At 70.2% G+C, this 26,175-nt stretch carries 20 protein-coding genes and 2 pseudogenes; 13 read left to right on the top strand and 9 right to left on the bottom strand.

What is annotated here, in order from left to right; all coding sequences use genetic code 11:
* Window positions 1–298, bottom strand: a pseudogene (locus AX018_RS24965) (IS3 family transposase); the annotation flags it as partial.
* A gap of 139 nt (window positions 299–437) precedes the next feature.
* A complete protein-coding gene (gene pmbA, locus AX018_RS22045) occupies window positions 438–1,880 on the bottom strand; it encodes a metalloprotease PmbA (protein WP_111881918.1) in 1,443 nt (480 codons plus the stop codon).
* A gap of 63 nt (window positions 1,881–1,943) precedes the next feature.
* Here pmbA and yjgA point away from each other — a divergent pair, with 63 nt between their 5' ends.
* The 3 genes from yjgA (at window position 1,944) to AX018_RS22030 (ending at window position 4,332) form a co-directional block, all read left to right on the top strand.
* Window positions 1,944–2,600, top strand: a complete 657-nt coding sequence (gene yjgA, locus AX018_RS22040) for a ribosome biogenesis factor YjgA (RefSeq protein ID WP_111881915.1) — start codon at window positions 1,944–1,946, stop codon at window positions 2,598–2,600.
* A complete protein-coding gene (gene mog / locus AX018_RS22035; protein WP_111881913.1) occupies window positions 2,593–3,216 on the top strand; it encodes a molybdopterin adenylyltransferase in 624 nt (207 codons plus the stop codon). The genes yjgA and mog overlap by 8 nt, the downstream gene beginning before the upstream one ends.
* Before the next feature lie 72 nt (window positions 3,217–3,288).
* Window positions 3,289–4,332: a hypothetical protein gene (locus tag AX018_RS22030; RefSeq protein WP_245951782.1), complete on the top strand. Its 1,044-nt coding sequence runs from the start codon at window positions 3,289–3,291 to the stop codon at window positions 4,330–4,332.
* A gap of 38 nt (window positions 4,333–4,370) precedes the next feature.
* On the opposite strand, the gene cysE is transcribed toward AX018_RS22030, so the two are convergent.
* Entirely contained in the window at window positions 4,371–5,159 is a 789-nt protein-coding gene (cysE, locus tag AX018_RS22025) for a serine O-acetyltransferase (RefSeq protein WP_111881910.1), read from the bottom strand.
* Between the two features lie 52 nt (window positions 5,160–5,211).
* The gene (locus tag AX018_RS22020) at window positions 5,212–6,033 is read right to left on the bottom strand and encodes an RNA methyltransferase (protein WP_111881907.1); all 822 of its coding nucleotides are present in this window, start codon (window positions 6,031–6,033) and stop codon (window positions 5,212–5,214) included.
* An 87-nt stretch (window positions 6,034–6,120) separates the two neighbouring features.
* Between AX018_RS22020 and AX018_RS22015 the strand changes: the two genes are divergently transcribed.
* The 4 genes from AX018_RS22015 to AX018_RS22000 all read left to right on the top strand — a co-directional run bounded on the left by AX018_RS22015 (window position 6,121) and on the right by AX018_RS22000 (window position 9,638).
* Window positions 6,121–6,978: an ABC transporter ATP-binding protein gene (locus AX018_RS22015; RefSeq protein WP_111881905.1), complete on the top strand. Its 858-nt coding sequence runs from the start codon at window positions 6,121–6,123 to the stop codon at window positions 6,976–6,978.
* A gap of 6 nt (window positions 6,979–6,984) precedes the next feature.
* Window positions 6,985–7,821, top strand: coding sequence for an ABC transporter permease (locus AX018_RS22010; protein ID WP_111881903.1), 837 nt, complete (start codon window positions 6,985–6,987; stop codon window positions 7,819–7,821).
* 8 nt (window positions 7,822–7,829) lie between these two features.
* On the top strand, window positions 7,830–8,633 hold the full coding sequence (locus AX018_RS22005) for an ABC transporter permease (RefSeq protein WP_111881901.1): 804 nt from the start codon (window positions 7,830–7,832) through the stop codon (window positions 8,631–8,633).
* A gap of 93 nt (window positions 8,634–8,726) precedes the next feature.
* Window positions 8,727–9,638 (top strand): inositol monophosphatase family protein, encoded by a 912-nt coding sequence (locus AX018_RS22000; protein ID WP_245951781.1) that lies wholly within the window; start codon window positions 8,727–8,729, stop codon window positions 9,636–9,638.
* Window positions 9,639–9,657: 19 nt separating this feature from the next.
* On the opposite strand, the gene AX018_RS21995 is transcribed toward AX018_RS22000, so the two are convergent.
* Together AX018_RS21995 and AX018_RS21990 are read right to left on the bottom strand one after the other, a co-directional pair.
* Window positions 9,658–10,785 (bottom strand): response regulator, encoded by a 1,128-nt coding sequence (locus tag AX018_RS21995; RefSeq protein ID WP_111881898.1) that lies wholly within the window; start codon window positions 10,783–10,785, stop codon window positions 9,658–9,660.
* A 71-nt stretch (window positions 10,786–10,856) separates the two neighbouring features.
* Window positions 10,857–15,710 carry a PAS domain S-box protein gene (locus AX018_RS21990; protein ID WP_111881895.1) on the bottom strand — a complete coding sequence of 1,618 codons (4,854 nt, stop codon included), beginning with the start codon at window positions 15,708–15,710 and terminating at the stop codon, window positions 10,857–10,859.
* Between the two features lie 211 nt (window positions 15,711–15,921).
* On the opposite strand from AX018_RS21990, the gene AX018_RS21985 reads away from it, so the two are divergent.
* Window positions 15,922–16,998 carry a mechanosensitive ion channel family protein gene (locus tag AX018_RS21985; protein WP_111881892.1) on the top strand — a complete coding sequence of 359 codons (1,077 nt, stop codon included), beginning with the start codon at window positions 15,922–15,924 and terminating at the stop codon, window positions 16,996–16,998.
* 253 nt (window positions 16,999–17,251) lie between these two features.
* Window positions 17,252–19,840, top strand: a complete 2,589-nt coding sequence (mutS, locus tag AX018_RS21980) for a DNA mismatch repair protein MutS (protein WP_111881920.1) — start codon at window positions 17,252–17,254, stop codon at window positions 19,838–19,840.
* 111 nt (window positions 19,841–19,951) lie between these two features.
* Here the strand turns inward: mutS and fabI are convergent, their stop codons facing one another.
* Window positions 19,952–20,722: an enoyl-ACP reductase FabI gene (gene fabI / locus AX018_RS21975; protein WP_111881890.1), complete on the bottom strand. Its 771-nt coding sequence runs from the start codon at window positions 20,720–20,722 to the stop codon at window positions 19,952–19,954.
* Window positions 20,723–21,137: 415 nt separating this feature from the next.
* Window positions 21,138–22,040, bottom strand: coding sequence for a LysR family transcriptional regulator (locus AX018_RS21970; protein WP_111881887.1), 903 nt, complete (start codon window positions 22,038–22,040; stop codon window positions 21,138–21,140).
* Between the two features lie 251 nt (window positions 22,041–22,291).
* Between AX018_RS21970 and AX018_RS25950 the strand changes: the two are divergent.
* From AX018_RS25950 to AX018_RS21955, 4 genes and pseudogenes are all read left to right on the top strand, one after another.
* A pseudogene (locus AX018_RS25950) lies at window positions 22,292–22,519 on the top strand (mandelate racemase/muconate lactonizing enzyme family protein); the annotation flags it as partial.
* 36 nt (window positions 22,520–22,555) lie between these two features.
* Window positions 22,556–23,242: an enolase C-terminal domain-like protein gene (locus tag AX018_RS21965; protein WP_281269572.1), complete on the top strand. Its 687-nt coding sequence runs from the start codon at window positions 22,556–22,558 to the stop codon at window positions 23,240–23,242.
* 40 nt (window positions 23,243–23,282) lie between these two features.
* Entirely contained in the window at window positions 23,283–24,269 is a 987-nt protein-coding gene (locus tag AX018_RS21960; RefSeq protein ID WP_111881885.1) for a Bug family tripartite tricarboxylate transporter substrate binding protein, read from the top strand.
* Entirely contained in the window at window positions 24,227–25,642 is a 1,416-nt protein-coding gene (locus tag AX018_RS21955; protein ID WP_211322503.1) for a lipase family protein, read from the top strand. The genes AX018_RS21960 and AX018_RS21955 overlap by 43 nt, the downstream gene beginning before the upstream one ends.
* 218 nt (window positions 25,643–25,860) lie before the next feature.
* On the opposite strand, the gene AX018_RS21950 is transcribed toward AX018_RS21955, so the two are convergent.
* On the bottom strand, window positions 25,861–26,175 hold a 315-nt coding region (locus AX018_RS21950; RefSeq protein ID WP_146749399.1), incomplete at its 5' end, for a transposase.

Here is a 26,175-nt window from a genome sequence, read left to right as displayed (position 1 = left end):
CGAACAGTTGCGCCTTCTCGTTCGCCTCTTTCAGTTGCACCTGCAGCACCTTGATCTGCTGCTCGGGCGTCAACACGCTGGGGGTCTTGTCCAATGGCATAGCTGCACATGATGCACCACGCCCCCACCCCTGGCGTCCGTGCTTGCGCAGCCACACCAGCACCGTCGAGCGGCCCTGAATTCCGTAGCGCTCTTGTGCCTGCTTGTACGTCAGCTCGCCTTTTTCCACCTGCTCGACAACGCCCAACTTAAAAGCCAGCGTGTAGTCTCGCTGGCTGCGCCGAACTCTCGATTCCATCACTGTTGCCCTTTCCTTCACGAAAAGGTGTCAACACCTGGCAGGACGGGTCAGCCAAAACAAAAAAACCCGCCGATGGCGGGTTTTTTGTTTCCTTTCGCCGGCCCGGCGACAAGGGCTGCGGGCCGGAGCGGCGGCCTCAGCTGCCGGCCACCTTCATGCGGTTCACGAGCACCGAGCCCACGGTCTTGGCGCCGTAGTTGTAGGCATCCGCCCCCACGGCCTCGATGCCCTGGAACATGTCCTTCAGGTTGCCGGCGATGGTGATCTCGTGCACGGGGAAGGCGATCTCGCCCTTCTCCACCCAGAAGCCGCTGGCGCCGCGCGAATAGTCGCCCGTGACGTAGTTCACGCCGTGGCCCATGAGCTCGATCACGAACAGGCCCGTGCCCAGCTTCTTCAGCATGGCGTCGAGGTCGTCGCCCGCGCGCGTGAGCCGCGAGGCGAGCACCAGGTTGTGCGAGCCGCCGGCGTTGCCCGTGGTCTTCATGCCCAGCTTGCGGGCCGAGTAGCTGCCCAGGAAATAGCCCTGCACCTCGCCGGCCTCCACGACCTTGCGCGGCGCCACGCGCACGCCTTCCTCGTCGAAGGGCGAGCTGCCCTTGCCGCGCGCGACGAAGGGGTCCTCGTCGATGTCGATGTGGCCGGGAAAGACGCGCTGGCCCAGCGATTCGAGCAGGAAGCTGCTCTTGCGGTAGAGCGCGCCGCCGCTCACGGCCTGCACGAAGCCGCCCAGCAGGCCGGCGGCCAGGGGCGACTCGAACAGCACCGGGCATTCGGTGGTGGGGATCTTGCGGCTGCCCAGGCGGCTGAGCGCCCTCTCGGCCGCATAGCGGCCCACAGTGGCGGGCGAGGACAGCTCGGTCGCGCTGCGCATGGAGGTGTACCAGGCGTCGCGCTGCATCTCGGCATTCCTGCCCGGCAGCGAGGCGATGGGCGCCACCGACAGGCTGTGGCGCGAGCTGGCATAGCCGCCCCGGAAGCCGCGCGTGTGGGCGCTGAAGAAATGGCTCTGCTGCGCCGAGACGGAGGCGCCCTCGCTGTTGGTGATGCGCTTGTGCGTGCCCAGCGCGGCCCGCTCGCATTCGAGCGCGATGCGCGCGGCCTCCTCGCTGGTGATGGCCCAGGGGTGGAACAGGTCCAGCTCGCGGTGCGTGTCCGGCGGGGCGATGTCGCCCTCGTCGGGCAGGCCGGCCACCGGGTCCTCGGCCGTGAAGCGCGCGATGTCGTAGGCGGCCTGCACGGTCTGCTCGATGGCGCGTTCGGAGAAGTCCGAGGTGCTCGCATTGCCCCGGCGGTGGCCGACGTAGACCGTCACGCCCAGCGACTTGTCGCGGTTGCGCTCCACGGTTTCCAGGTCGCCCTTGCGCACGCTCACCGAAAGGCCGCAGCCCTCGGAGGCCTCGGCCCCCGCATCGGTGGCGCCCAGCTTGCGCGCGTGGGCCAGGGCGTGGTCCACGAGGCCCTCGAACACGGCGCGGCTGTAGCTGAAGCCGGCGCCGGGCGCGGGAGCGGACGCGGCGGGCGCGGAGCGGGTGGGTGCAGCGGCGGCGGCTGCGGCGCGGGGGCGGGGTGTCTTCATATCGGCGGCTATGATACTTGTCGCCTCCGGCCCTCCGCCGGGGCCTCTCCATTGCCCCTTTCCATGTCCCGCAAACCCAAAAAAGGCTATTACGTGAAGGGCCATTTCGTTGCCGAAGGCAGCGAGCTGGACCTGCAGCTCAAGGCCGAGCTCAAAGGCACGGCCGAAGCGAGCCGCACCGACCTCAAGCGCGAGAGCGACGCCCTGCAGCAGCTCGGGCAGGATCTGCTCACGCTGCGCGCCGACCTGCAGGCCCGCCTGCAGTTGCCCGACAAGCTGCTGGATGCCCTGGCCGAGGCCCGGCGCATCACCAACTTCGAAGGCAAGCGCCGCCAGATGCAGTACGTCGGCAAGATCATGCGCCAGCTCGACGAAGCCACGGTGGCCGCCGCGCGTGCCGCGCTGGACGAGCAGCACAACGGCTCGGCCGCCGAGAAACTGGCCCTGCACCAGGCAGAGCAATGGCGCGAGCGGCTCATCGCCGACGATGCTGCCCTGCCCCTCTGGATGGAGCGCTTCCCGCGCACCGATACGCAGCAGCTGCGCGCGCTGGTCCGCCAGGCCCGCAAGGATGCGCCGCCCGCCGACAAGGCCGCGGAGTCGCAGGGCCTCGCGCCCCGCAAGGGCCGCGCCTACCGCGAGCTGTTCCAGCTCGTGCGCGAGCAGATGGACGAAACCGGCCTCCACGCGCGCCACGAGGAGATCGAGCGCGATGCCTGAGCCGTCCGCCGCCCTGCCCCCGCCCGAGCCGGTGCGCATCGGCATCGTCTCGGTGAGCGACCGCGCCAGCAGCGGCGCCTACGAGGACAAGGGCCTGCCCGCCCTGCGGGACTGGCTCGCCCGCGCGCTGCACAACCCGATCCATTTCGAGCCCCGCCTCATCCCCGACGAGCGGGCGCGCATCAGCGAAACCCTGACCGAGCTGGTGGACACCGCCGGCTGCCACCTCGTGCTGACCACGGGCGGCACCGGCCCCGCGCCGCGCGACGTGACGCCCGAGGCCACGCTGGCCGTGGCGCACCGCGAGATGCCGGGCTTCGGCGAGCAGATGCGCCAGATCGGCCTGCGCTTCGTGCCCACCGCCATCCTCTCGCGGCAGGTGGCGGTCATCCGGCACGGCAGCCTGCTCATCAACCTGCCCGGCCAGCCCAAGGCCATCGCCGAGACGCTGGAAGGGCTCAAGGATGCCGGGGGCACGCAGGCCGTGCCGGGCATCTTCGCGGCCGTGCCCTACTGCATCGACCTGCTCGGCGGGCCCTACCTGGAAACCCGCGATGCGGTGTGCCAGGCATTCCGGCCCAAGGATGCGCGGCGCCCCACGCGGGATGCCGCCTGAATCCAAGACCGCCGGTACCTCATCGGCGTCCCCGCCTCCTTCCCGCTCAGCGGCAATGCCCGCCCCCGCACCATGAACCTCGCGATGCAAATTGCCATGCCCGTCCTGCAGCTGGCGCTCCTGGGCTGCTTCCTCGTGGTGTTCTACCGCCAGCGCGCCATGAAGAAGCGGCAGGACGCCCTGGTGCGCGAGTTCAAGGGCCGGCGGTGCTGGCGCATCAACGTGGCCCGCCCCGCTTACTTCAAGCGGCGGCTGCGCTTCCTGCCCTTCGAGGGCAAGGGCATCCTGATCGACGAAGGCGGGGCGCTGCGCCTCAAGGGCTTCTGGAACCGCGACGAGCGCCCCTTCGACGTCACGATCGACCCGGGCCAGAGCCGCATCGAGTGGCTGGGCAACCGCAGCATGCGCGCCGGCAACCTGTACTGGGCGCAGCTCACGGCGCCGCGCGGCACGGTGCTGTTCAGCGCGGACACGGGCATGAACGCGCTGCCCTCGCGCGAGGCGCTGGCGGACATCTTCCACGCCCTCTTCCCCGAGCAGGCGCCGGACGAAGTCCAGACGGCCGACTTCGCGCTGGAGAAGAACCCGCGCAGCCGGGCCGTGGTCGCGGCCTTCTTCGCGCTGCTGGCCTTCGGCCTGCTGGACACCTTCGTGGTGTCGCACTTCGAGCTGACCGACGCGCAGATCGCCCGCATCCTGAGGCACCCGCTGACCTGGCTCGCCACGCTGGCCACCGGCGCCGCGCTGGTCGCGGCGACGTACCGCTACCTGCTGCGGGGCGACGTCCCGGCGCGGGAATCCATGGCGCTGGCGGGGCTGCTCTGCGCCGTGGCGGTGCTCAGCGCGCTGCCGGCGGCCAAGCGGCTGGACCAGCTCCTGGCCTCCGGCCCGACGCAGATGCACGACTACCGGATCGCCTCGCCCGCGCACCTGGAGCCCGTGAACGGCGGCATCGGCCTGCCGAACATGCGCTTCCCGCGCGCCAAGGAGTACTGGGCACAGTACCCGCAAGGCTCCATCTACCCGATACCGTTCCTGCGCGGCCCCCTGGGGCTCTGGCAGCTCGACCACGAGGCGTTCGACCCGCCGCTGCGCGACTTCTACGAAAAGCACTGAGCGGGGCTCTCACCGCCCGCCGCGCCCGACCGCCGCGCCTACTTGCCCACCAGGGCGTTGAGCTTCTCGGCCTCGAACTGCTCGCTGCGCGCGGCGTCGCAGGGCACGCAGTCCTGGGTCTGCGGCGCGGTCTGCGAGAGCTTCTCGATGGCCGCCCACAGCAGCGCGATCTGGTGCTCCTGCGAGGCGGCGTTGTCGATCAGGCCGCGCATGGCCTGCGAGAGCGGGTCGTCTTCCTGCGTGACGCCATAGGCCGAGAACTGGCGCGAGGGCTGCGCCTGGGCCTCGGTGACGTCGGCGCTCTGCCCCACCCGGGAGGGGATGATGCGCGCCGGGATGCCCACGGCCGTGGCGCCGGCGGGCACGGGCTTGATGACCACGGCGTTGCTGCCGATCTTGGCACCGTCGCCCACCTCGAAGCCGCCCAGCACCTTGGCGCCCGCGCTCACCACCACGTCGCGGCCGAGCGTGGGATGGCGCTTGGCGCCCTTGTAGAGCGAGGTGCCGCCCAGGGTCACGCCCTGGTAGATGGTGCAGCCGTCGCCGATCTCCGCCGTCTCGCCCACCACCACGCCCATGGCATGGTCGAAGAAGACGCGCTCGCCCACCCGGGCGCCAGGGTGGATCTCGATGCCGGTGAGCCAGCGCGAGAAGTGCGAGATGAAGCGCCCCGGCCACTTGAGGCCATGCGTCCAGCACCAGTGCGCGGGGCGGTGCAGCCAGATCGCGTGCAGGCCGGGATAACAGGTGACCACCTCCCAGGTGCTGCGGGCCGCGGGATCGCGGTCGAGGATGCACTGGATGTCGGAGCGGAGGCGGGCAAACATGAAGGCGGGGGCTTATGCGCGAATAAGCATGTAACGAAAAGAGCCGTGCAGTCTATCGCTTCGCCCGCGCGGCTTCCGCCATGGCTTTGGCGACACCTCGCAGGATGTGGATTTCCTCGGGGGTCGGTTGCGCGCGGTTGAAAAGCTGGTTGAGCCGGGGCATGAGCTTCTTGGGCGCGGCGGGGTCGAGAAAGCCGATCTCGACCAGGGAGCGCTCCCAGTGCGCAAGCATGCCCGCCACCTGGGCCGCGTCGGCGCGCTGGGGCTCGGGCGCGGCGTCGCGCACGGGAAAGCCGCCCAGCGCCGTCCGCCATTCGTAGGCGATCACCTGGATGGCCGCGCCCAGGTTGAGCGAACCGAAGCCCGGGGCGGTGGGGATGGAGAGCGCCACGTGGCAGCGGTACACGTCCTCGTTGGCCATGCCGAAGCGCTCGGAGCCGAAGAGGAAGGCCACGCCGGTCTCGGGCGCCGGCGCGCCGCCCGTGGCCGCCGGCACGGGCGCCAGGCCCCCTTCCAGGGCCAGATCGGCCAGAGGTCGGCAGGAATGCTGCGTTCCTTGCTCACTATTCAATAGCAGATCGAAATGCTCGCGCGGCGAGCGCGTGGGCGGGCCGAAGTCGCGCGGGGTCATGGCGGTGGCGCAGAGGTGGCTCATGCCGTCGAGCGCTTCGTCGAGGGTCTCGACGATGCGCGCGTTCTGCAGCACGTCCAGCGCGCCGCTGGCGCGCTGGATGGTCTCCTCGCGGCGCAGCACGTTGGGCCAGCGCGGCGCCACCAGCACCAGGTCGCCGAAGCCCATGGTCTTCATGGCGCGGGCGGCGGCGCCGACATTGCCGGCATGGCTGGTCTGGATGAGGATGAAGCGGGTTTTCATGGCGGGGGCGGCAGGCGGGGGCGAACCCGCGATTGTCGCCGCAGGGCCGGGCCGGACCCGTTCGTGTAGCATTCGCGCCCTTCCGCCATGCGCCACATCGTCGCCCGCCAACTGCACAAGTCCTACCGCATCCACGAGCGCGACCCCGGCGTGCTCGGCGCGCTGCGCGCGCTGGTGCGCCCGCGCCACCGCACCGTGGATGCGCTGGCGGGCGTGTCGTTCGAACTCCAGCGCGGAGAGATGCTGGGCTTCATCGGCCCGAACGGCGCGGGCAAATCGACCACCATCAAGCTGCTTGCGGGCATCCTGCGGCCCGACGGCGGCAGCGTCGAGATCGACGGCCGCGACCCGTTCACCGATCGCGAACGGCACGTCGGGCGCATCGGCGTCGTGTTCGGGCAGCGCACCCAGCTCTGGTGGGACCTTCCGGTGGGCGAGGGCTTCGCGCTGCTGCGCGACATCTACCGCGTGGACCCGGTGCGCTTCGCCCGCACGCGCGACGAGCTGGTGGCGCTGCTGCACCTGGAGCGCACGCTCGACCAGCCGGTGCGCCAGTTGTCGCTGGGCCAGCGCATGCGCGCCGAGATCGCCGCCGCCCTGCTGCACGAGCCCGAGATCCTGTTCCTCGACGAACCCACCATCGGCCTGGACGCGCCCTCCAAGCTGGCGGTGCGCGACTTCGTGCGGCGGGTCAACCGCGAGCGCGGCACCACGGTGCTGCTCACCACGCACGACATGCACGACGTGGAGGCGCTGGCCGGGCGGGTGATCGTGATCGGCCACGGCCGCGTGCTGGCCGACGGCCCGGTGGAAGCCCTGCGGGCGCAGGTCGCGGCCGCGCGGCGCCCGGACGGCAGCCCGCCCGGGCCGGACGAGGGCGAAGACCTGACCATCGAGGCCGTCATCGCGCGCTTCTACGCCATGCACGGCGCGGCCGAGGCCTGAGCCGCCATGGCCCCGCGCGACTTGCTGCGCCCCTACGCGGCCGCCTTCGCATCGCGCTTTCTCGTGATGCTGCAATACCGCACGGCCGCCTGGGCGGGCTTCGTCACGCAATGCTGGTGGGGCGGCATCAAGGCCATGGTGCTGGCCGCGTTCTACGGCGGCGCGGCGGCCGCGTCCACGCCCCTGTCGCTGGAGCAGGCCATCACCTACACCTGGCTCGCGCAGGGCTTGTTCGCGCTGCTGCCCTGGGGCAGCGATCCGGAGATCGCGCAGGCCGTGCGCACCGGCGCGGTGGCCTACGACCGGCTGCGGCCCGTCGATGCCTATGCGCTGTGGTTCGCGCGCTCGGCCGGGTGGACCGCCGCGCGGGTGCTGCCGCGCCTGGCGCTGATGGCGGCCTTTACCGGCGTGGCGCTGCCGCTGGCGGGCCTGGGCGCCTGGGGCCTGCAGCCGCCGGCCGGGCTGGCGGCGGGCATGGGCTTCGCGGTCGCGGTGCTGCTGGCCGTGCTGCTGTCCACCACGCTCGTGATGCTGCTGAACATCGCGACGGCGGCCGCGCTCAACGAACGGGGCATCAACACCCTGGCCGGTCCGCTGGTCATCGTGCTGTCGGGCAACCTGCTGCCGCTGGCGCTGCTGCCCGATGCCTGGCAGGCGGCGCTGCTGCTGCAGCCCCTGGCCGGCGTGGTGGACATTCCGGCGCGCATCTACTTCGGCCAGCTGGCCGGCATGGAAGCGCTGGCTGGCCTGGGGGTGCAAGGCCTGTGGACGGTGCTGCTGGTGGCGCTGGGCCGGGCGTGCATGGGGCGCACCATGCGCCGGCTCGAAGTGCAGGGAGGGTGAATCGGCCCATGGGATCGCTGGCCCTCTTCCTGCGCCTGGCGCTCGCATCGCTGAGCGGGCAGGCGCGCTACCCGGCCTCGGCGCTGATGCTCACCGCGGGCCAGTTCCTGATCACGGGCATCGAGGTCATCTCGGTGTGGGCGCTGTTCCACCGCTTCGGCGACGTGCAGGGCTGGCGCATCGGCGAGGTGGCGCTGTTCTATGGCCTCGCGAACTGCATGTTCGCCATCGCGGACGCGCTGGGGCGCGGCTTCGACGTGCTGGGCACGCAGTTCCTGCGCACCGGCGCGTTCGACCGGCTGCTGCTGCGCCCGCGGCCCGTATGGCTGCAGCTGATGGGGCACGACGTGCGCATCAGCCGCCTGGGCCGGCTGCTGCAGGGGCTGGCGGTGCTGGCGTTCGGCACGGCCCAGGCCGGGGTCGTGTGGACGGCGGAATCGGTGGCGCTGGCGGCCTTCGCGGTGGCCGGGGGCGTGGCCCTCTTCCTGGGCATCCTGGTGCTGCAGGGCGCGCTGTCGTTCTGGACCGTCGAGAGCCTGGAGGTCGCCAACGTGCTGACCTACGGCGGCGTGGAGGCGGCGCAGTACCCGCTGGCGATCTATGCCCGGTGGTTCCGCCGCCTGCTGACGTTCGCCGTGCCGCTGGCCTGCGTCGCCTACTACCCGGTGCTGCCGATCCTGGGCCGGGCCGATCCGCTCGGCGCGCCCGCGTGGGTGGGGTGGGTGTCGCCGCTGGCGGGCTTCATCTTCCTCGCGGCGGCCTCCGCGTTCTGGCGCCTCGGGCTGCGGCGCTATGCGTCCACCGGCAGCTGAATCGGCGGCCGGCGTTAAAATACCAGGTCAGCACGCCCGCATCGCCGGGCGCTCCTTCCCGGCCCCGGTGGCCGCAGCTCCTCCTCACAATCCATGTCGTCCAATCTGCACCCCATGCTCAACGTGGCCATCAAGGCCGCTCGCGCCGCCGGCGCCATCATCAACCGCGCGGCGCTCGACGTGGAGGCGGTGCGCGTGTCGCAAAAGCAGATCAACGACTTCGTGACCGAGGTGGACCACGCCAGCGAGCAGGCCATCATCGAAACGCTGCTCACGGCCTACCCCGGCCACGGCATCCTCGCTGAAGAATCCGGCAACCAGCACGGCGCCAAGGATTCGGAATTCGTCTGGGTCATCGACCCGCTGGACGGCACCACCAACTTCATCCACGGCTTTCCCGTCTATTGCGTGAGCATCGCCCTCGCCGTGCGCGGCAAGGTCGAGCAGGCCGTGGTCTACGACCCCACGCGCAACGACCTGTTCACCGCCACCAAGGGCCGCGGCGCCTACCTGAACGAGCGGCGCATCCGCGTGTCCAAGCGCACGCAGTTGAAGGACAGCCTGCTCTCCACGGGCTTCCCGTTCCGCCCGGGCGACAACTTCAAGACCTACCTGCACATCATGTCCGAGGTGATGCAGCGCACGGCCGGCCTGCGCCGCCCCGGCGCCGCGGCGCTGGACCTCGCCTACGTGGCGGCCGGCTTCACCGAGGGCTTCTTCGAGACGGGCCTGTCGATCTGGGACGTGGCCGCCGGCTCGCTGCTGGTGACCGAGGCCGGCGGCCTCGTGGGCAACTTCACGGGCGAATCCGACTTCCTGGAGCAGCGCGAGTGCCTGGCGGCCACGCCCCGCATCTACGGGCAGCTCGTGCCCATGCTCACCAAGTACAGCAAGTTCGCGGGGGCGGGCGACAAGGCCGCCGTGCGCCAGGCGGTGGAGTCGCAGGAGCCCGTCGCGCCCCCCGCGGCACCGCCGGCCGACGAGGACGCGCAGGCCCCGCTGTAATCCGCCGCGCCGGAACCGTTCAGTCCGGGTCCGGGTACTTGCGCGCGATCTGGCGGAAGTCGTCCGCCAGGTCCACGAAGGCATCCACCATGTCGGGGTCGAAGTGGGTGCCCCGCCCCTTCACGATGGTGCTGCAGGCCTGCTCGTGCGAGAACGCGGGCTTGTACACGCGCCTGCTGATGAGCGCGTCGTACACGTCGGCCAGGGCCATGAGCCGCGCCGACACGGGGATCGCATCGCCCGCCAGCCCCAGCGGGTAGCCCGTGCCGTCCCACTTCTCCTGGTGGCCGTAGGCGATCTCCTTGGACACGCTGAGGAAGGCCACGCGCATGCCCAGCCGCCGCTCGGCATCCTCGATGGCGTCGCGGCCGAGCGTGGTGTGGGTCTTCATGACCTCGAACTCCTCCACCGTGAGCTTGCCCGGCTTGAGCAGGATGCGGTCGGGGATGCCGATCTTGCCGATGTCGTGCAGCGGCGCCGACTTGTAGAGCAGGTCGATCATGCGCTCGTTGAGCACCGCCTCGAAGCGCGGATGCCGGGCGAGGCGCTCGGCCAGCGCCTTCACGTAGAGCTGGGTGCGGCGGATGTGGTTGCCGGTCTCGTTGTCGCGCGTCTCGGCCAGCGAGGTCATGGCCATGATGGTCACGTCCTGGATGGCCTGCACCTCCAGCGTGCGCAGGGCCACCTCGCGCTCCAGGTAGGCGCTCTTGTCGCGCAGGAAGTCGGCCGTGGCCTTCAGGGTCAGGTGCGTGTGCACGCGGGCCAGCAGGATGGGCGGGCTGATGGGCTTGGTGATGTAGTCCACCGCGCCCGCCGCGAGCCCGCGGCGCTCGTCCTCGGGGTTGGAGCGCGCGGTGAGGAAGATGACCGGGATGTCGCGCGACGCGGCATGCGCCTTGAGCTGGCGGCAGACCTCGTAGCCGTCGAGGCCGGGCATCATGATGTCCAGCAGGATCAGGTCGGGCGGCGGGGCCGACTGCGCGATGCGCAGGGCCTTCTCGCCCTGGTTGGCGACCTTGACGTGGTACTGGTCGCGCAGCAGCGTGGCCATCAGCGCGAGGTTGTCGGGCGTGTCGTCCACCACGAGCACGGTGGCGATGGATTTGTCTTGGAGCCCGCGTTCGTCGGGTTGCGAGAGGATGTCCATGGTGTTCTTGCCTGGTCTCTGTCGGAAGGTCCGGTGCGTGGTGCATCGTCGGGCGGCGGGGGCGTTCGCGCTCACGCGCCCCCGGCGCGGGGTTCGGGGGGCCCGGCGCACGCCAGGGCCTGCTCGAAATCGAAGCGGCGGACATGGGCCTCGACCCGGCCGAAATCGGTGCCCAGGGCCTCGCGCAGCAGCGCGGCATGCCGGCGCAGGTGGTCCACGGCGGCGGGGTCGTCGCCCTGCAGCAGCCTGCGCAGCCGCTCCAGGGCCTGCTGCCGGGCGGCATGGCCCTCGGGCCCGGCGGGCGCCGACGGGGCATCGGCGGGCCCGGGCGCGGCAGTCCGCATCCAGTCCTCCAGGCCGTGCAGCAGGCCGTCGAGCCGGTCGGTGGCGGCCCGGGCGGCAGCGGCCACGGCGGGGTCCCGGGGGTCGGCGCGCAGCGCCTGCTCCAGCCCATGCGCCGCCCGCGACAGAGGCAGCGCGCCGATGTTGGCCGCCACCGACTTCAAGGTATGCGCGAGCCGCTCGGCCGCGCCGGGGTTGCCCGCATCCAGCGCCGCATGCAGCGCGGCCCCGGTGTCCCGCTGCCCCTCGACGAACCGGCCCAGCAGGTCGGCGTAGAGCGCCGGCCGGCCCAGGGCGCGCTGCAGGCCCACGGCGATGTCCAGCCCCGGCACGCCGGCCGGCAGCGCGAGGACGGCGTCCGCGCCGTCGCCGCGCCGCGGCGCCCATTCGCCGTGCGGGCCGGCCACGCCGATGCCCGGGCGCGGCCGTATCCAGCGCGCCAACGCCTGCCAGAGCACGGCCGGCTCGATGGGCTTGGCGACGTGGTCGTTCATGCCCGCGTCGAAGCAGCGCTGCCGGTCGGCCTCCATGGCGTTGGCGGTCATGGCGATGATGGGCAACTGGGCATGGCGCGGGTCCGCGCGCAGGTGCCGCGTGGCGGTTTCGCCGTCCATCAGCTGCATCTGCATGTCCATCAGCACGGCGTCGTAGTCCTGGTGCGCGATGCATTCGAGCGCGGCCTGCCCGTGCGCCGCCACATCGACGAGGAAGCCCGCGTCGCGCAGCAGCTCCACGGCCACGAGCTGGTTCAGCTCGTTGTCCTCCACCAGCAGCACCGAGGCGCCCCGCAGCTGCGGCGGGGGCTGCTCGTCGCCAGGCTGCGCCAGGTGGGCATGGGCCGGCAGCCAGCCGTGGGCCAGGGGCTGCGCGAGGGTGTCGTGGAGCACCGAGGCGCTCACCGGCTTGACCAGCACGGTCTCGATGCCCTGCTCGCGCGCCGCGCGCATGACCTCGTCGCGGCCGTAGGCGGTGACCATGAGCATCTGCGGCGCCCGGTCCAGCCCCAGCTCGTGGATGCGGCGCGCCAGCTCGATGCCGTCCATGCCCGGCATGCGCCAGTCGATGAGCAGCAGGCCGTAGGGCCGGCCGTCGCGCTCGGCCTGCCGCAAGATGTCCAGGGCGCCGGCCCCGGTGTGCGCCTCGGTCGCCTCGAAGCCCATGGCGCGCAGCATCTCCGAGAGCACGGTGGCCGCCGTCTGGTTGTCGTCCACGATCAGCACGCGCCGGTTGCGCAGCGCGGGCGGCAGGCGCGGTGCGGGCTGGTCCGCGTCGGCGCATTCGAGCGGCAGCACGGCCCAGAACGATGCGCCCTGGCCCAGCGTGCTCTCCGCGCCCACCTCGCCGCCCATGAGCTCCGCGAGGTTCTTGCAGATCGCCAGCCCCAGCCCGCTGCCGCCGTAGCGCCGCGTGGTGGAGGCATCGGCCTGCTGGAAGCTCTGGAACAGCCGCCCGAGCTGCTCGGGCGCCATGCCGATGCCGGTGTCGCGCACCTCGAAGCGCAGCCGCACGCGCGGGCCCTGGCGCTCGACCAGGCGCACCAGCACATGGATCTCGCCGTGCTCGGTGAACTTGATCGCGTTGTTGGCGAAGTTGATGAGGATCTGCCCGAGCCGCAGCGCGTCGCCCACCAGGCGCGGCGGCACATCGGCGGCCACGTCCAGCACCAGCTCCAGCCCTTTCACGCCGGCCTTGTAGCCCACCACGTCGGCCATGCCCTCCAGCACGCGGTCGAGCAGGAAGGGCTGCTTCTCGACGATGAGCTTGCCGGCCTCGATGCGCGAGAAGTCGAGGATGTCGTTGATCACGCCCAGCAGGTGCTGGCCCGCCTGCTGGATCTTGCCCACGTAGTCGGCCTGCCGGGGCGTGAGTCCGGACTTCAGGGCCAGGTGCGACATGCCGATGATGGCGTTCATCGGCGTGCGGATCTCGTGGCTCATGTTGGCGAGGAAGTTGGACTTGAGCGCCGTCGTCTCCTCCGCCAGCTCCTTGGCGCGGCGCAGCTCGCGCTCGGCGCGCTGGCGGTCGGTGATGTCCACGAAGGTGCCGATCGCGCCGCCGGGCGAGCCGTCGGGCCGCTGGAAGCCGTGGATCCAGAACAGCGTGTGGTGGACCTCGCCGTCGGCGTAGGGGATGTCCACCTCCTTGTGGATCGCGGGGACGCCGGAGATGACCGCGCGGGTGTCGGCATCGAACGCCGCGCCGTCGGTCTCGGAGAGAAAGCCGGTCTCCAGCACCGACTTGCCCACGAGGTCCTCGCGGCGCACGCCGAAGGCCTCCTCGTAGGCCCGATTGAAACCGATGTAGCGCCCCTCGCCGTCCTTGTAGAACAGCGGGACCGGGATGGCGTCGATGAGCGCCTGCTGGAAGGCGAGCTGGTCGGCCACCCGGGCCTCCAGCTGCTTTTGCTCATGCACGTCCACCTGCACGCCGATCATGCGCAGGGCCCGGCCCTGCGCATCGCGCTCGACGCGGGCGGAGGCGAGGAGCCAGCGCACCTCGCCGTCCGGGCGCACCACGCGCCAGGAGTCCTGCAGGGCCACCGGGCCGCCGGCGCGCGCGGCCTCCAGCCGCGCCCCCACCCGCGCGCGGTCCTCGGGGTGCAGGAACTCCATCCAGTCGGCCAGCCGCCAGCCCTCGGGGCGGTGCGGCTGGCCGTACAGATCCTCCAGCTTGTCGCTGCACACGAGGTGGTCGCGCACCAGGTCGAGGTCGAACACGCCCACGCGCCCGGCCTCCTGCGCGAGCCTCAGGCGCTCGTGCATCCCGTGCAGGGCGGCCTCCGCGCGGCGCGCCTCGGTGACGTCCTCGATCACCCAGATGCAGGCATCGGCGTGGCCGTCGAGCCGCAGCATGCGGCCCGAGAGCCGGGCGTCGAAGGGCGTGCCGTCCAGGCGCACCAGCGTCGCCACCTCCCGCATGGCCCGGCCCGCGTGCAGGCCGCATTCGTCCATGCGCGCAAGGAAGCGCCGGTGCGGCTCCTGCCCGCCGAAGAGGTCCTGCACGGCCCGCCCGAGCAGTTGCTCCGGCGAGCCGCCCAGCAGTTCGGCGAAGGCGGGGTTGAAGCGCAGCACGGCCCCGTCGGCCACCAGCAGCACCGGCGGGGCGTTGTCGAAGATGGCGGTCTGCTGCTCCAGCAAGCCGTTGAGCAGGCGCTCGCGCCGCTGCAGCTCCTGGTGCGCGGTGATGCGCTCGGTCACGTTCTCGTGCAGGCCCACGATGGCGATGCGCCGGCCCCGGTCGTCGAACACCGGCGAGAGCGTGGCCTCGTCGTGGTAGAGGCTGCCGTCCTTGCGCTGGTTGACGAACTCGCCGCGCCACGGCCGGCCCGCCACCAGCCGCGCCCACATCTGGCGATAGACCTCCGGCGGCGTGCGGCCGGAGGCCACGACCGAGGGCTTGCGGCCCCGCACTTCGTGCAGGGCATGGCCGGTGTTGGCCTCGTACTGCGCATTGACCCATTCGATGCGGCCCTCGGCATCGGTGATGACCACGGCCACGGGGCTGGTCTGCAGCGCCGCGCCCAGCACCCGGAACCGCTCCATGGCCAGCGCCATGCGGGCGCGGTGGCGCAGCATGTCCAGCAGCAGGCCGCCCAGCACCAGTAGCAGCGCGCACACGCCCAGGCCGATCTGCCAGCGCTGCGCCGTGGGCAGCAACGCGTGGAGGTCGTCGAGCATCACGAGCTGCCAGGGGCCGTCCGGGTCGTTCCACTGGAGCGGGCGCTGCTCCACGGCATAGCGCACGCCGTCCACCAGCGCCTCGCGCGCATCCGGCCGGAACGGCAGGGCCTGCGCCACGCCGTTGTCGAACAGCGTGCCGAACTGCCGCTGTCCGCGCACCGCCTCGATGCGCTCCTGCGTGAGCGGCGGCGCCATCGCGTAGCGCCATTCGGGCCGGGTGGCGGCGAAGGCCACGCCCTGGGGCGACATGAGCAGCATCGGGTAGCCCAGGCGCCCCAGCTGGGTCTCGATGGGCTCGAAGGCCATCTTCACCAGCACCACGCCGACGATCGCGCCCGAGGGCGTGTCTCCTTCGTAGAGCGGCGCGGCGTAGTACAGGCCCCGCTCCTGCGAGGTGCTGCCCAGGGCGGGGTACACATTGACCGCGCCGCGCATGGCCTGCCGGAAATACGGCCGGTGCGAGAGGTCCATGCCCAGGGCCGACGGGCCGGGCGTCTCGTGCGCCACCACCGTTCCGTTGGTCGAGAGCACGAACACCCCGCTCATCAGGAAGCGCCCGCGCGCCACCGCCAGGCGGGCCAGCGCCTGCGGCGCGTTGGGCCGCAGCGTGCCCCGGGCCACCTGCTTGAGCGCGGGCTCGCTCAGCCCCAGCAGCGTCACCGCGCCCAGCAGCGGGCTGCCGGTGGTCTGGTTCAACAGCACGTCGGCCGTGTGGGTGAGCAGCGCGGCGCGCTCCTTCGCGCGCCCAGCCTCGCGCCACCGGGCGACGCCCTCCACCGTCATCCAGCCCCCGAGCAGCGAGAGCGCCACCACCACGGCCCAGCCGCGCACCCAGCGGCCGTCCCGCTGCGCCACCTTGTCGAACAGCGCCGCCAGGCTGCCCGCGCGCGGGCTCAGCGGCATGGCGCCTCCGGGGCCGCGCACGCGGGATGCCCGCCCCCGAAGCCTGGCGGCCCCCCGGACTGCTCCACGGCGGAAGGAAGGACGGAAGATGCGGTCACAGTCGCTTTGAACCTTCGCAGACGACAGGAAACACATGGGGAACGCGCTTGCGCTCCAGGACCCCCGCGCCACGGCGCATGGGCCCCACAGTATGGCAAAAGGTAACAAACTTATGGATTTTTTAACACCCCTCTCACCCTGGCTCGCCACCGCCATCGCGGCGGCCATCGCCCTCGTGGCGGCGGCCATCGTGCACCGCATCGCCGCGCTGATCCTGCTGCGCGCCACGCGCGGCGTGCCCGTGCTGCACGCGGTGGTGCGGGCCTGCGTGCCCGTGGCGCGGGTGCTGCTGCCCCTGGCGGCACTGCAGGTGGTGTGGGTGGCCGCCAGTGATGCCCAGCCCTACATCGATGCAGTGCGCCACCTGGGCGGGCTCGCCCTGATCGCGGCGGTGGGCTGGCTGCTGATCGCGGGCATCGGCGGGCTGGCCGACGGGGTGATCGCGCGCTACCCGGCCGACGTGGAGGACAACCTCGTGGCGCGGCGCATCGCCACGCAGGCGCGGGTGCTGGCGCGCACGGCCATGACCGGGGTCTTCATGGCGGCCCTGTCGCTCATGCTCATGACCTTTCCGGGCGCCCGCCAGGTGGGCGCCAGCCTGCTGGCCTCGGCCGGGGTGGTGGGCATCGTGGCCGGCATCGCGGCGCGGCCGGTCTTCAGCAACATGATCGCGGGGCTGCAGATCGCGCTGGCCCAGCCCATCCGCATCGACGACGTGCTCATCGTGCAGGGCGAATGGGGCCGCGTGGAGGAGATCACCGGCACCTACGTGGTGCTGCGCATCTGGGACGAGCGCCGGCTCGTCATCCCGCTGCAGTGGTTCATCGAGAACCCGTTCCAGAACTGGACCCGCACCAGCGCGGCCATCCTGGGCACGGTATTCCTCCACGCGGATTACCGGCTGCCGCTGGAGCCGCTGCGCCAGGAGCTCGACCGCGTGCTGGCCACGGCGCCCGAATGGGACCAGCGGGTGAAGGTGCTGCAGCTCACCGACGTGACCGAGCGCACCATCCAGGTCCGCGTGCTGGTGTCGGCCCGCAATTCCGGCCTGGCGTTCGACCTGCGCTGCCGGGTGCGCGAGGCGCTGGTGACCTTCATCCAGCGCGAGTACCCCGACTGCCTGCCGCACGTGCGGACGGCCTCCAGCGGCGCGCCGGACGCCGCCGGCGCGCGCGGGGCGGCCGCCTGATACCGGCCTGCCGGGGCACGCGCCGGCCGCCCCGCGGCCGCCCGCGGGATGGTCCGGGGCCCCGTCCACCATAATCCCCTCCCCCGTCCAGGGACGCGGCCCGCGGCCGCGCCCCCATTGCATGTCCAGGATTGGAGCAAAGGCAAGAATGCAGCAGGCAGACGCTGACACCCCCGATACCCTCGCCGCCCCCCCCGCATCCGCCCCGAAGGCGGCCCCGGCCGCGGCGGCCGACCTCTCGCTGCACACGCCCATGATGCAGCAGTACCTCGCCCTCAAGGCGGGGCATCCCGACACCCTCGTCTTCTACCGCATGGGGGATTTCTACGAGCTGTTCTGGGCCGATGCCGAGAAGGCCGCGCGGCTGCTGGACATCACGCTCACGCAGCGCGGGCAGTCGGCCGGGCAGCCGGTGGTGATGGCCGGCGTGCCCTTCCACGCGCTGGAAAACTACCTCGGGCGGCTGATCCGGATGGGCGAATCGGTCGCCATCTGCGAGCAGGTGGGCGAGGTGGGCACGGCCAAGGGCCCGGTGGAGCGCAAGGTGGTGCGCGTGGTCACGCCCGGCACGCTCACCGACAGCGAGCTGCTCTCGGACAAGGCCGAATCGATGCTGCTGGCCGTGCACCAGGGCCCGCGCGCGCGCTGCGGGCTGGCCTGGCTCAGCGTCACCCAGGGCGTGGTGCACCTGGCCGAGTGCGCGCACGACGAGGTGGGCACCTGGATCGCGCGCATCGGCCCGAGCGAGGTGCTCTACAGCGCCGGCGTCACCGAGCGCTTCGAGCAGCACCTGCAGGCGCTGCGCCAGAACGGCGTGCTGACCTGCCCGCTGGGCCTGCGCCCGGACTGGCAGTTCGACGCCGCGCTGGGCGAGCGCAAGCTGCTGGAGCAGCTGGGCGCGGCCAGCCTCGGCGCCTGGGACGCGCAGGACCTGCCCCAGGCCCACGCGGCCAGCGCGGCGCTGCTGTCCTATGCCGAGCACACCCAGGGCCGCGCGCTCACGCACATCCACGCGGTGCGGGTGCAGAAGAACGACGAGCTGATCGCCCTGCCCCTGTCCACGCGGCGCAACCTGGAGCTCACGCGCACGCTGCGCGGCGAGGATGCGCCCACCCTCTTCTCGCTGCTGGACACCTGCATGACCGGCATGGGCAGCCGCCTGCTCAAGACCTGGCTGCTGGAGCCCCGGCGCGACCGCGCCGAGGCGCGGGAGCGGCTGGCGGCCACGGCCGACCTGCGGGGCGACGGCGGCGGCGGCCACGGCCCGTGGCAGGCCCTGCGCGGCTCGCTGCGCGGCGTGAGCGACGTGGAGCGCATCACCGCGCGCATCGCCCTGCGGCAGGTGCGCCCGCGCGAACTCGTCGCGCTCGGCAAGACGCTACAAAAAGCAGAGCAGATAGCCCAGGAAAACCGGCGACCTGACCCGCTTTTGACCCAGATATTCGCCGACCTGCACACCCCGCCGGCCTGCGGCGCGCTGCTGGCCAGCGCGATCCTGGAGGAGCCCTCGGCCCTGGTGCGCGACGGCGGCGTGATCGCCGACGGCTTCGATGCCGACCTCGACGAGCTGCGCGGCATCCAGAACCACTGCGACAACTTCCTGCTGGCGCTGGAAACCCGCGAGAAGGCCCGCACCGGCATCCCCAACCTGCGCGTGCAGTTCAACAAGGTGCACGGCTTCTACATCGAGGTCACCAGCAGCCACCTCGAACGCATCCCGGACGACTACCGCCGCCGCCAGACGCTCAAGAACGCCGAGCGCTTCATCACGCCCGAGCTGAAGGCCTTCGAGGACAAGGCGCTGTCGGCCCAGGAGCGTGCCCTGGCGCGCGAGAAATGGCTCTACGAGCAGGTGCTGGACCAGCTCCAGCCCCACGTGCCCGCCCTCACCCGCGCGGCACGGGGCATCGCCACGCTGGACGCGCTCTGCGCGCTGGCCGAGCGCTCGCTCACGCTGGGCTGGTGCGCGCCGCAGTTCGTGCCCGAGCCCTGCATCGAGATCGAGGGCGGCCGCCACCCGGTGGTGGAGGCCCGGCTGGCGGAGACCTCCGCCGGCGCGTTCATCGCCAACCACACCCGCCTGAACGCCAACACGCGCCTGCAGATCATCACCGGCCCCAACATGGGCGGCAAATCGACCTACATGCGGCAGGTGGCGCTCATCGTGCTGCTCGCCAGCATGGGCAGCCACGTGCCGGCCGCGCGCTGCCGGCTCGGGCCCATCGATGCGATCCACACGCGCATCGGCGCGGCCGACGACCTCGCCAACGCGCAGTCCACCTTCATGATGGAGATGACCGAGGCCGCGCAGATCCTGCACGCGGCCACGCCCCACTCGCTGGTGCTCATGGACGAGATCGGCCGGGGCACCAGCACCTTCGACGGGCTGGCGCTGGCCAGCGGCATCGCCACGCACCTGCACGACCGCACGCGCGCCTTCACCCTCTTCGCCACGCACTACTTCGAGCTGACCGAACTCGCGGCGCGCCACCCGCACGCGGTGAACGTGCACGTGGGCGCGACCGAATCGGGCGCGAACATCGTCTTCCTGCACGAGATCCAGCCCGGCCCCGCCAGCCGCAGCTACGGCATCCACGTCGCCAAGCTCGCCGGCGTGCCGGCGCCCGTGCTCAACCATGCGCGCCACGCGCTGTCGGCGCTGGAAGAGCGCGCGGGTGAGGACGAGCGGCAGGTGGACCTGTTCGCCCCCCCGCCCGAGGCCGAAAGCCCCGGCATCAGCGCCGTGGAAGCCGCGCTGCAGGACATCCACCCCGACAGCCTCAGCCCGCGCGAGGCGCTGGACGCGCTCTATCAGCTCAAGCGGCTGGCCCATCCGGGCTGATCGGCGCCCGGCACGGGCCGGCACGCCCCCCATCGGCCTGCCAGCCGACGCTCCGGCCGCATGGGAGGCCGGCGCCGGCCACGGCGCCACGCGCGGCAGCGGAGCCGGGTGTCAGCCCAGGATGTGGTGGCCGGCATCCACATACAGCGTGCTGCCGGTGATGGCCCGCGCGCCGTCGCTGGCCAGGAAGGCGCACAGCGCGCCGATCTCCTCCAGTTCGACCAGGCGGCGCAGCGGGGCCCGCCGCACGGCATCCGCCATGAGGGCGTCGAAGTCCGAAATGCCGGAGGCCGCGCGCGTGGCCAGCGGCCCGGGGGACACCGCATTGACCCGGATCCCCTTGGGGCCGAGCTCGGCGGCCAGATAGCGCGTGCCGGACTCCAGCGCCGCCTTGACCGGGCCCATCACGCCATAGCCGGGAATCACCTCTTCCGCGCCGACATAGCTCATCGTCATCAGGCTGCCGCCCTGCGGCATCAGCGGCTCGGCCAGCCGGGCCATGCGCAGGAAGGAATGGCAGGAAATGTCCATGGCCCGCGCGAAGCCCTCGCGCGAACTGTCGGCCACGCGGCCGGACAGGTCGCTGCGGGGCGCGAAGGCGATGGAATGCAGCACGAAGTCCAGCCGCCCCCACTGCCGGGCGACGGCGCCGAACACCGCCTCCAACTGGCCGGGCTGCTCCACGTCCAGCGGCAGGGTGATCGACGCCGCCACCTGGCGCGCCAGCGGTTCCACGTGCGGGCGGGCCTTGTCGTTGAGCCAGGTGACCGCCAACTCGGCCCCCGCTTCGCGGAAGGCGCGGGCACAGCCCCAGGCGATGCTCTGTTCATTGGCGATCCCGACGACCAGTCCCCGCTTGCCGTGCAGATCCAGTAAAGGCATGGTTTGAACTCCGGAAGGAAAGTTGGAAAACAAGGATGGCTGGCAAGGCACACGGGCACGCTACCCGTTCAGTGCGTTGTCAGCAGGGAATCGCTCAAAACCCCGATCTCAGCGGCCCGGCCCCCCTTGGAAATCAATGGGTGATGGCACCGGGAAATGCAGATCCGGAGGTTTCGAGAGGTTCCCGGTTGTAATGCAGCCCCGTCCCGGCGTCGAGCGGCCGGCCCTGGAAGCGGATGGCCTGCCCGGTGCCGTGCGGGTCGTATTCCTCGCAAACAACGCCCCAGGCATGGCAGGGCCCGCCTGCAGGCCATTGGCGTCCACCAGGGCGATGGGCGTGCCCAGGGGGTCGCAGAGGACATGGTGGAGGCGCGTGGGGTGGGCCTGGGTGGAGGCCTCCTGCTGGTTGACCCGCTCACTGGCCGTGCTCCAGCCTGTCCATGCATTGCTTCAGCGCATTCCTCAAGCACAGGCCGGCCCCGTCGAGGGGTCGGTCCCGTGGTGCGACGATGGCCAGCTCTGAATCCTTCATGTTCAGCAGCGGCTTCGCGACCAGGCCCATTCGGCGGGCATAGCGCGCGCCCAGGGACTCCACCACGGCCACCCCGAGTCGTTCCCCGGCAAGTTCGCAGGCGGTGAACGACTGCGCCACCTCCATCAAGGGGCGGTACTCCAAGCCGCTCTTGAGAATGGCCTGCTGCGTCGCGAGGCCGGCGGGCAGCGCCGTCGAGAGCGCGATGAGTCCAAGGCCGGTCACGTCGCTGAGCGAAACACGTCGGGCCTTGGCGCGGGGATGCTGCGGATGAAAGACCGCGAACAGGCTGACAGCGGCCAGCTGCTCCTTGAAAACCCTGTCGTTGGGCGCGGAAGAACCGATGACGATGCCCAGGTCGATTCGGTGGTCGACCGCCATTTCCACAATCTCGAGCGCCGAACCCGCCCGCACGGTGAACGTGATGTCGGGGTACGCCTTGCGTACCGTCACGAGAGCCTGCGGCAGCAGCATGGACGAGGCCACCGCCACAGCGCCCACCGTGAGCCGGTCTGTGGCTCCCTTCCGGATATCGCTGGCCAGGCGGTCGACTGCCTCGATACCGGAGAGGGCGTTCAGAACCTCGGGAATCAAAGAGCGACCTTGACTGGTCAGTTGAAGCCGGCGGTTATCTCTGCTGAAGAGTGCGAAGCCCAGCCGCGTCTCCATGTCCCGAAGAAGCGCACTGGCCGCTGGCTGCGTCATGTGGATGGATGCCGCTGCCGCCGTGACCGTGCCTTGCTGGTACATGGCGCGAAGCAGGGACAGCTCTCGTCGACTGAGCATATGGATTCTGTATGAAAACAGTTTTTCTATCTATTTGACCACGCAACCCGCTCTCGCGAAGATTGGCCGAACTGTCCCAGTTCAGCAGCCCCGGAACGTCTTCCATGAGCGCAAACACCATCGTCTCCGTCACGTGCATCCCGATGCGCCTTCCCTTTCACCACTGGAGCAAGCCGCCACTGTTTGCAGGCAGGCCGCGCGACAAGCTGGACAGTGCCTTGGTGCGATTGCAGACATAAGACGGCGCCGTTGCCTGGGGCGAGTCCTATTGCATCGAGCCACGTGCGCTCCAGGCCATCTTCGAGACGTTGATTGCGCCGTTGGCCGTCGGGAAGAACGCGGACGACCCCACGCTGCTGCCCACGATGCAGCGGGTGCTGCACAACCTCGGGCGGTCCGGCCCTGTCGTGCACGCGCTCGCCGGCCTCGACATCGCTCTGTGGGACCTGCGCGCAAAGCGCGAGAACGTTCCGTTGTACGCATTGCTCGGCGGCACGCGCCGCGACCGCGTTCGGGTGTATGCCTCGCTGCTCCAGTACTACGCGGACGCCTCTTTGCTGGAGCAGGTGACCCAGCGCGCCTTGGGCGAGGGCTTCACCGAAATCAAGTTGCACGAGCGCACTGCAGAGGCCGTCGCCGCAGTCCGCAGGTCCGTCGGCCCCGACGTGCCCGTCATGGTGGATACGAACTGCGCCTGGCTTCCCGATGAAGCCGAAGCCGCCATCTCCGCCATGCTGCCGTACAAGCCCTTCTGGATTGAAGAGCCCCTCTGGACGCCTGAGAACGATGGGGCGCTCGCCGCCCTGAAGAACAAGGTGCCGGTGCCCTTGGCAGTGGGCGAGAACGCCAGTTGCGCGCTGGCGCTCCACCGGATGGTTGAAGCGGAAACGGTGCAGTACGTCCAACCCAGTGTCATCAAGCTTGGACTGACCGCGGCCCTGGAAATCTCGCGTGCATGCCAAGGAACCCGCGTGACGTGCGCCCCTCAGGTCGCCTTCTTCGGACCGGGGTTCCTGGCCAGCCTGCACCTCATTGCGGCGCAAGAGCCAGAGGTATCCCTGGAGCGGTTGTATGTCGAACTGGCCCACGTTCCGTATGCCCGCACGGTGCCCATTGAGCACGGCTGGATCCAGGTCCCGCATGCGGCGGGCCTGGGAGCGGACCCCGAGGACGACCTGGCGCGCGGTGTGTACGCGCAGTAGCCGCCCAACCTTTCCAACGACATCCAAGGAGACAAACACCATGCGCAGCAATCGCCGCACCTTCCTCAGCCATTGCGCCGGACTCGCCCTGGGCGGCGCAGCCCCCTGGGCGCTGGCCACCCCCGGTCAGTACCCCGACAAAACCGTTCGCATCATCATTCCTTACCCGGCAGGGGGCGCCACTGACAACCTGGGGCGCATAGCCGGGCAGGCTCTGCAGCAGGCCCTCGGGCAGTCGTTCATTGCCGACAACAAAGGTGGGGCGGGCACCACGATCGGCACGAGGGAGCTCGCTCGCTCTGCTCCTGACGGATACACGCTCGGGATGGTGGACAGCACGTTCACCATCAATCCGGGGCTTCTCGGCTCGCGCCTGAACTACGACACCCTCAAGGACTTCACGCCCATCTGCCAAATTGCGACGGCGCAGTTTGTGCTGGTGACGCACCCTTCAGTGGAAGTCAAGGATTTGGCGGGCTTCGTTGCGAAGGCGAAGGCCGAGCCGAAAACGCTGTCCTATGGGTCCGCGGGTGTTGGCAGCGGCCCCCACCTGGCGGGTGAACAGCTTGCCCAGCAGGCCGGTCTGCAAGTCACCCACATTCCCTACCGTGGCGGCGGCACCGTCATTTCCGACCTGCTGGGTGGTCAGGTGCAGTTCGCGTTCGCCACGGTTCCCACGCTGGCCGAGCACATCAAGGCGGGGAAGCTGAAGGCCCTTGCTGTCACCGGCCCGCGGCGCGCCCCGCAGTTGCCGGATGTCCAGACGTTCACGGAAGCCGGCTTGCCCGGTGTCGACACCATGCCGCTGTTCGGTCTGATGGCTCCTGCGGGCATTCCCCCGGCGGTTGTCGAGCGTCTCAGCAAGACGTTGACCACGTCGATTCGCCAAGGGGAGATGAACGCCAAGCTCAAGTCTCTCGGCTTCGACCCCGTCGGCAGCACTCCACAGGAATTCAGCCGGTGGATTCAGACGGAAATCGCGAAATGGACCGACGTGATTCGCAAGGGGAAGATCCAGGCCGAGTAACGCAGGCCGGTTCCCCGCTGGATGAGCATTGTGAGCAGGCCGGGTGGCAGAGCCCGGCAAATAAACCCAAAGCAGGAGACAAGATGATCCATCCGTTGATGCCAGTGCGCACGATTGCGCTTTTTTCCCTCTGTGCCGCGCTGTTCGGCTGCGCCTCGTCCCAGCCTCCTCGGCTGGGGACCTTGCCCACCGGCACGGCGGCCGGAGACATGGAGCTCTCGCCGTTCTACCGATGGACGGGAACACTTCCAGGCCGGCCCGGCGTGATGCTCAAAACAGAGGCGATGCCAAGCCAGCCGGAAATAACCACGGCTGCATCGTCGCAGCGCATCCTCTACACCTCCGACGATGCGCGCTGGAAGTCTGGCTTGCTTCCCGTCAGTGGTTCGCTGTACCTTCCTTCAGGGGCGATGCCCGCCGGAGGCTGGCCGGTGTTGGCGTGGGCCCATGGCACCGTGGGGGCGGCAGACGCATGTGCCCCCTCCTGGCAACTGCATCGCCCCAGGGATGCGTTCTACATCAACCGATGGCTGGAGCAAGGCTTTGCGGTGGTTGCGACCGATTACCAAGGCCTGGGAGGCCCCGGGCCGCATCCCTACCAGTTCTGGGAAGCAGAAGGGCGTTCGGTCCTCGACAGTGTCAGGGCCGCTCTTGCTGCGCATCCCGGCACGCTCGCCAATCGGGTGGTGATAAGCGGCCAGTCCCAAGGCTCCGGCGCTGCCGTCGGCGCCACCCGTATTGCCCCGACCTACGCTCCCGACATCCAGCTCATTGCGACCATCGCAACGGGAGTCGCGCCGGTATTTCCCGACGCGAGCTACCAGCCTCCCACTGAAGTCACGACCCCGGGTGGCCCCGCTCGCTTCACGGTGCTTCGCTTGATCGGTGGCTCCATTCCTGACGGAGGCCCCAAGCCCGATGACCTGATGAGCGACAAGGGGCGGCGCCTTCTCGACATCGCGCGCACAGCTTGCGTCGATGAGATGAGGGGGACGGAGCAACGCGAAGGTATCCACGGAGACAACGCCTTCACAGTGCCGTTGGCGCAGTTGGAGACCCGGCTGCTGCCCACGCGCGACATGAGTTCCGTTCGTCTGCAGACCCCCTTGTTCCTTGGAACGGGCCTTGCAGACAGAACCATCGTGCCTCGCCGCCAGTATGCGGCGGCCGCTGCCCTGTGTGCTGCGGGGACTCCGCTGGTTTGGAAGGCTTACGACGGCATTACGCACAACGGCATCGTCAATGCCGCGTTCAACGATGAACTGGCATTCGTGCGCGGGGCCATGGCTGGCAGTGTGCAGAACAGCTGTCAGGCCCATGTGGAGCCTGGTCCTGTTCAGCGACCAACACCAGGCATCCGGTTCAACGACTGAGCGAGTGGATCAGCAGTTCGAACTGACGATGACGGCCAGCAACACCGTGCGGATGGCCCGGATATTCAGTGCGATGGAGGCAGCGAAGTGCATGACACGCTCCAGGGTGCAACCTCTCGGGTTGCGGCAGAGTCAAGCTGGAAAGGGTCGCGCGGACAGGAGCCGCATTGCAGGGCTGGATAGCCCCGGAAGGTCGGCAATTTTTTCTAAGAACGTGTTTACGATCTTCTGAGTAGCAGAGCCAGAAACGCCAAGTGGACGAACTGTAAGCTGGTGTTGAGCCATCGCTCACAGTTCTTCCATAGCCGCCGGTTCTTGTCCAGCCAAGCAAAGCTGCGCTCAACCACCCAGCGCTTGGGCATGACCTTGAAGGTGTGCAACTCGCTTCTCTTGGCGATCTGCACCGTCACATGCTCACCCAGGATGTCCTTGACGCCTTGCGCGAAGGGCTCGCCTGTGTAACCGCTGTCCGTCAGCACACTTTGCACCCGCCCCAGCGAGCGCTTGCAGCGCTTGAAGGCCGCAAGCGCTCC

The organism is Paracidovorax anthurii (assembly GCF_003269065.1).
In the GTDB taxonomy this organism is placed as follows: domain Bacteria; phylum Pseudomonadota; class Gammaproteobacteria; order Burkholderiales; family Burkholderiaceae_C; genus Paracidovorax; species Paracidovorax anthurii.
Note: the sequence above shows the minus strand (reverse complement) of the source record. Positions and strands in the feature narration are given on the sequence as shown.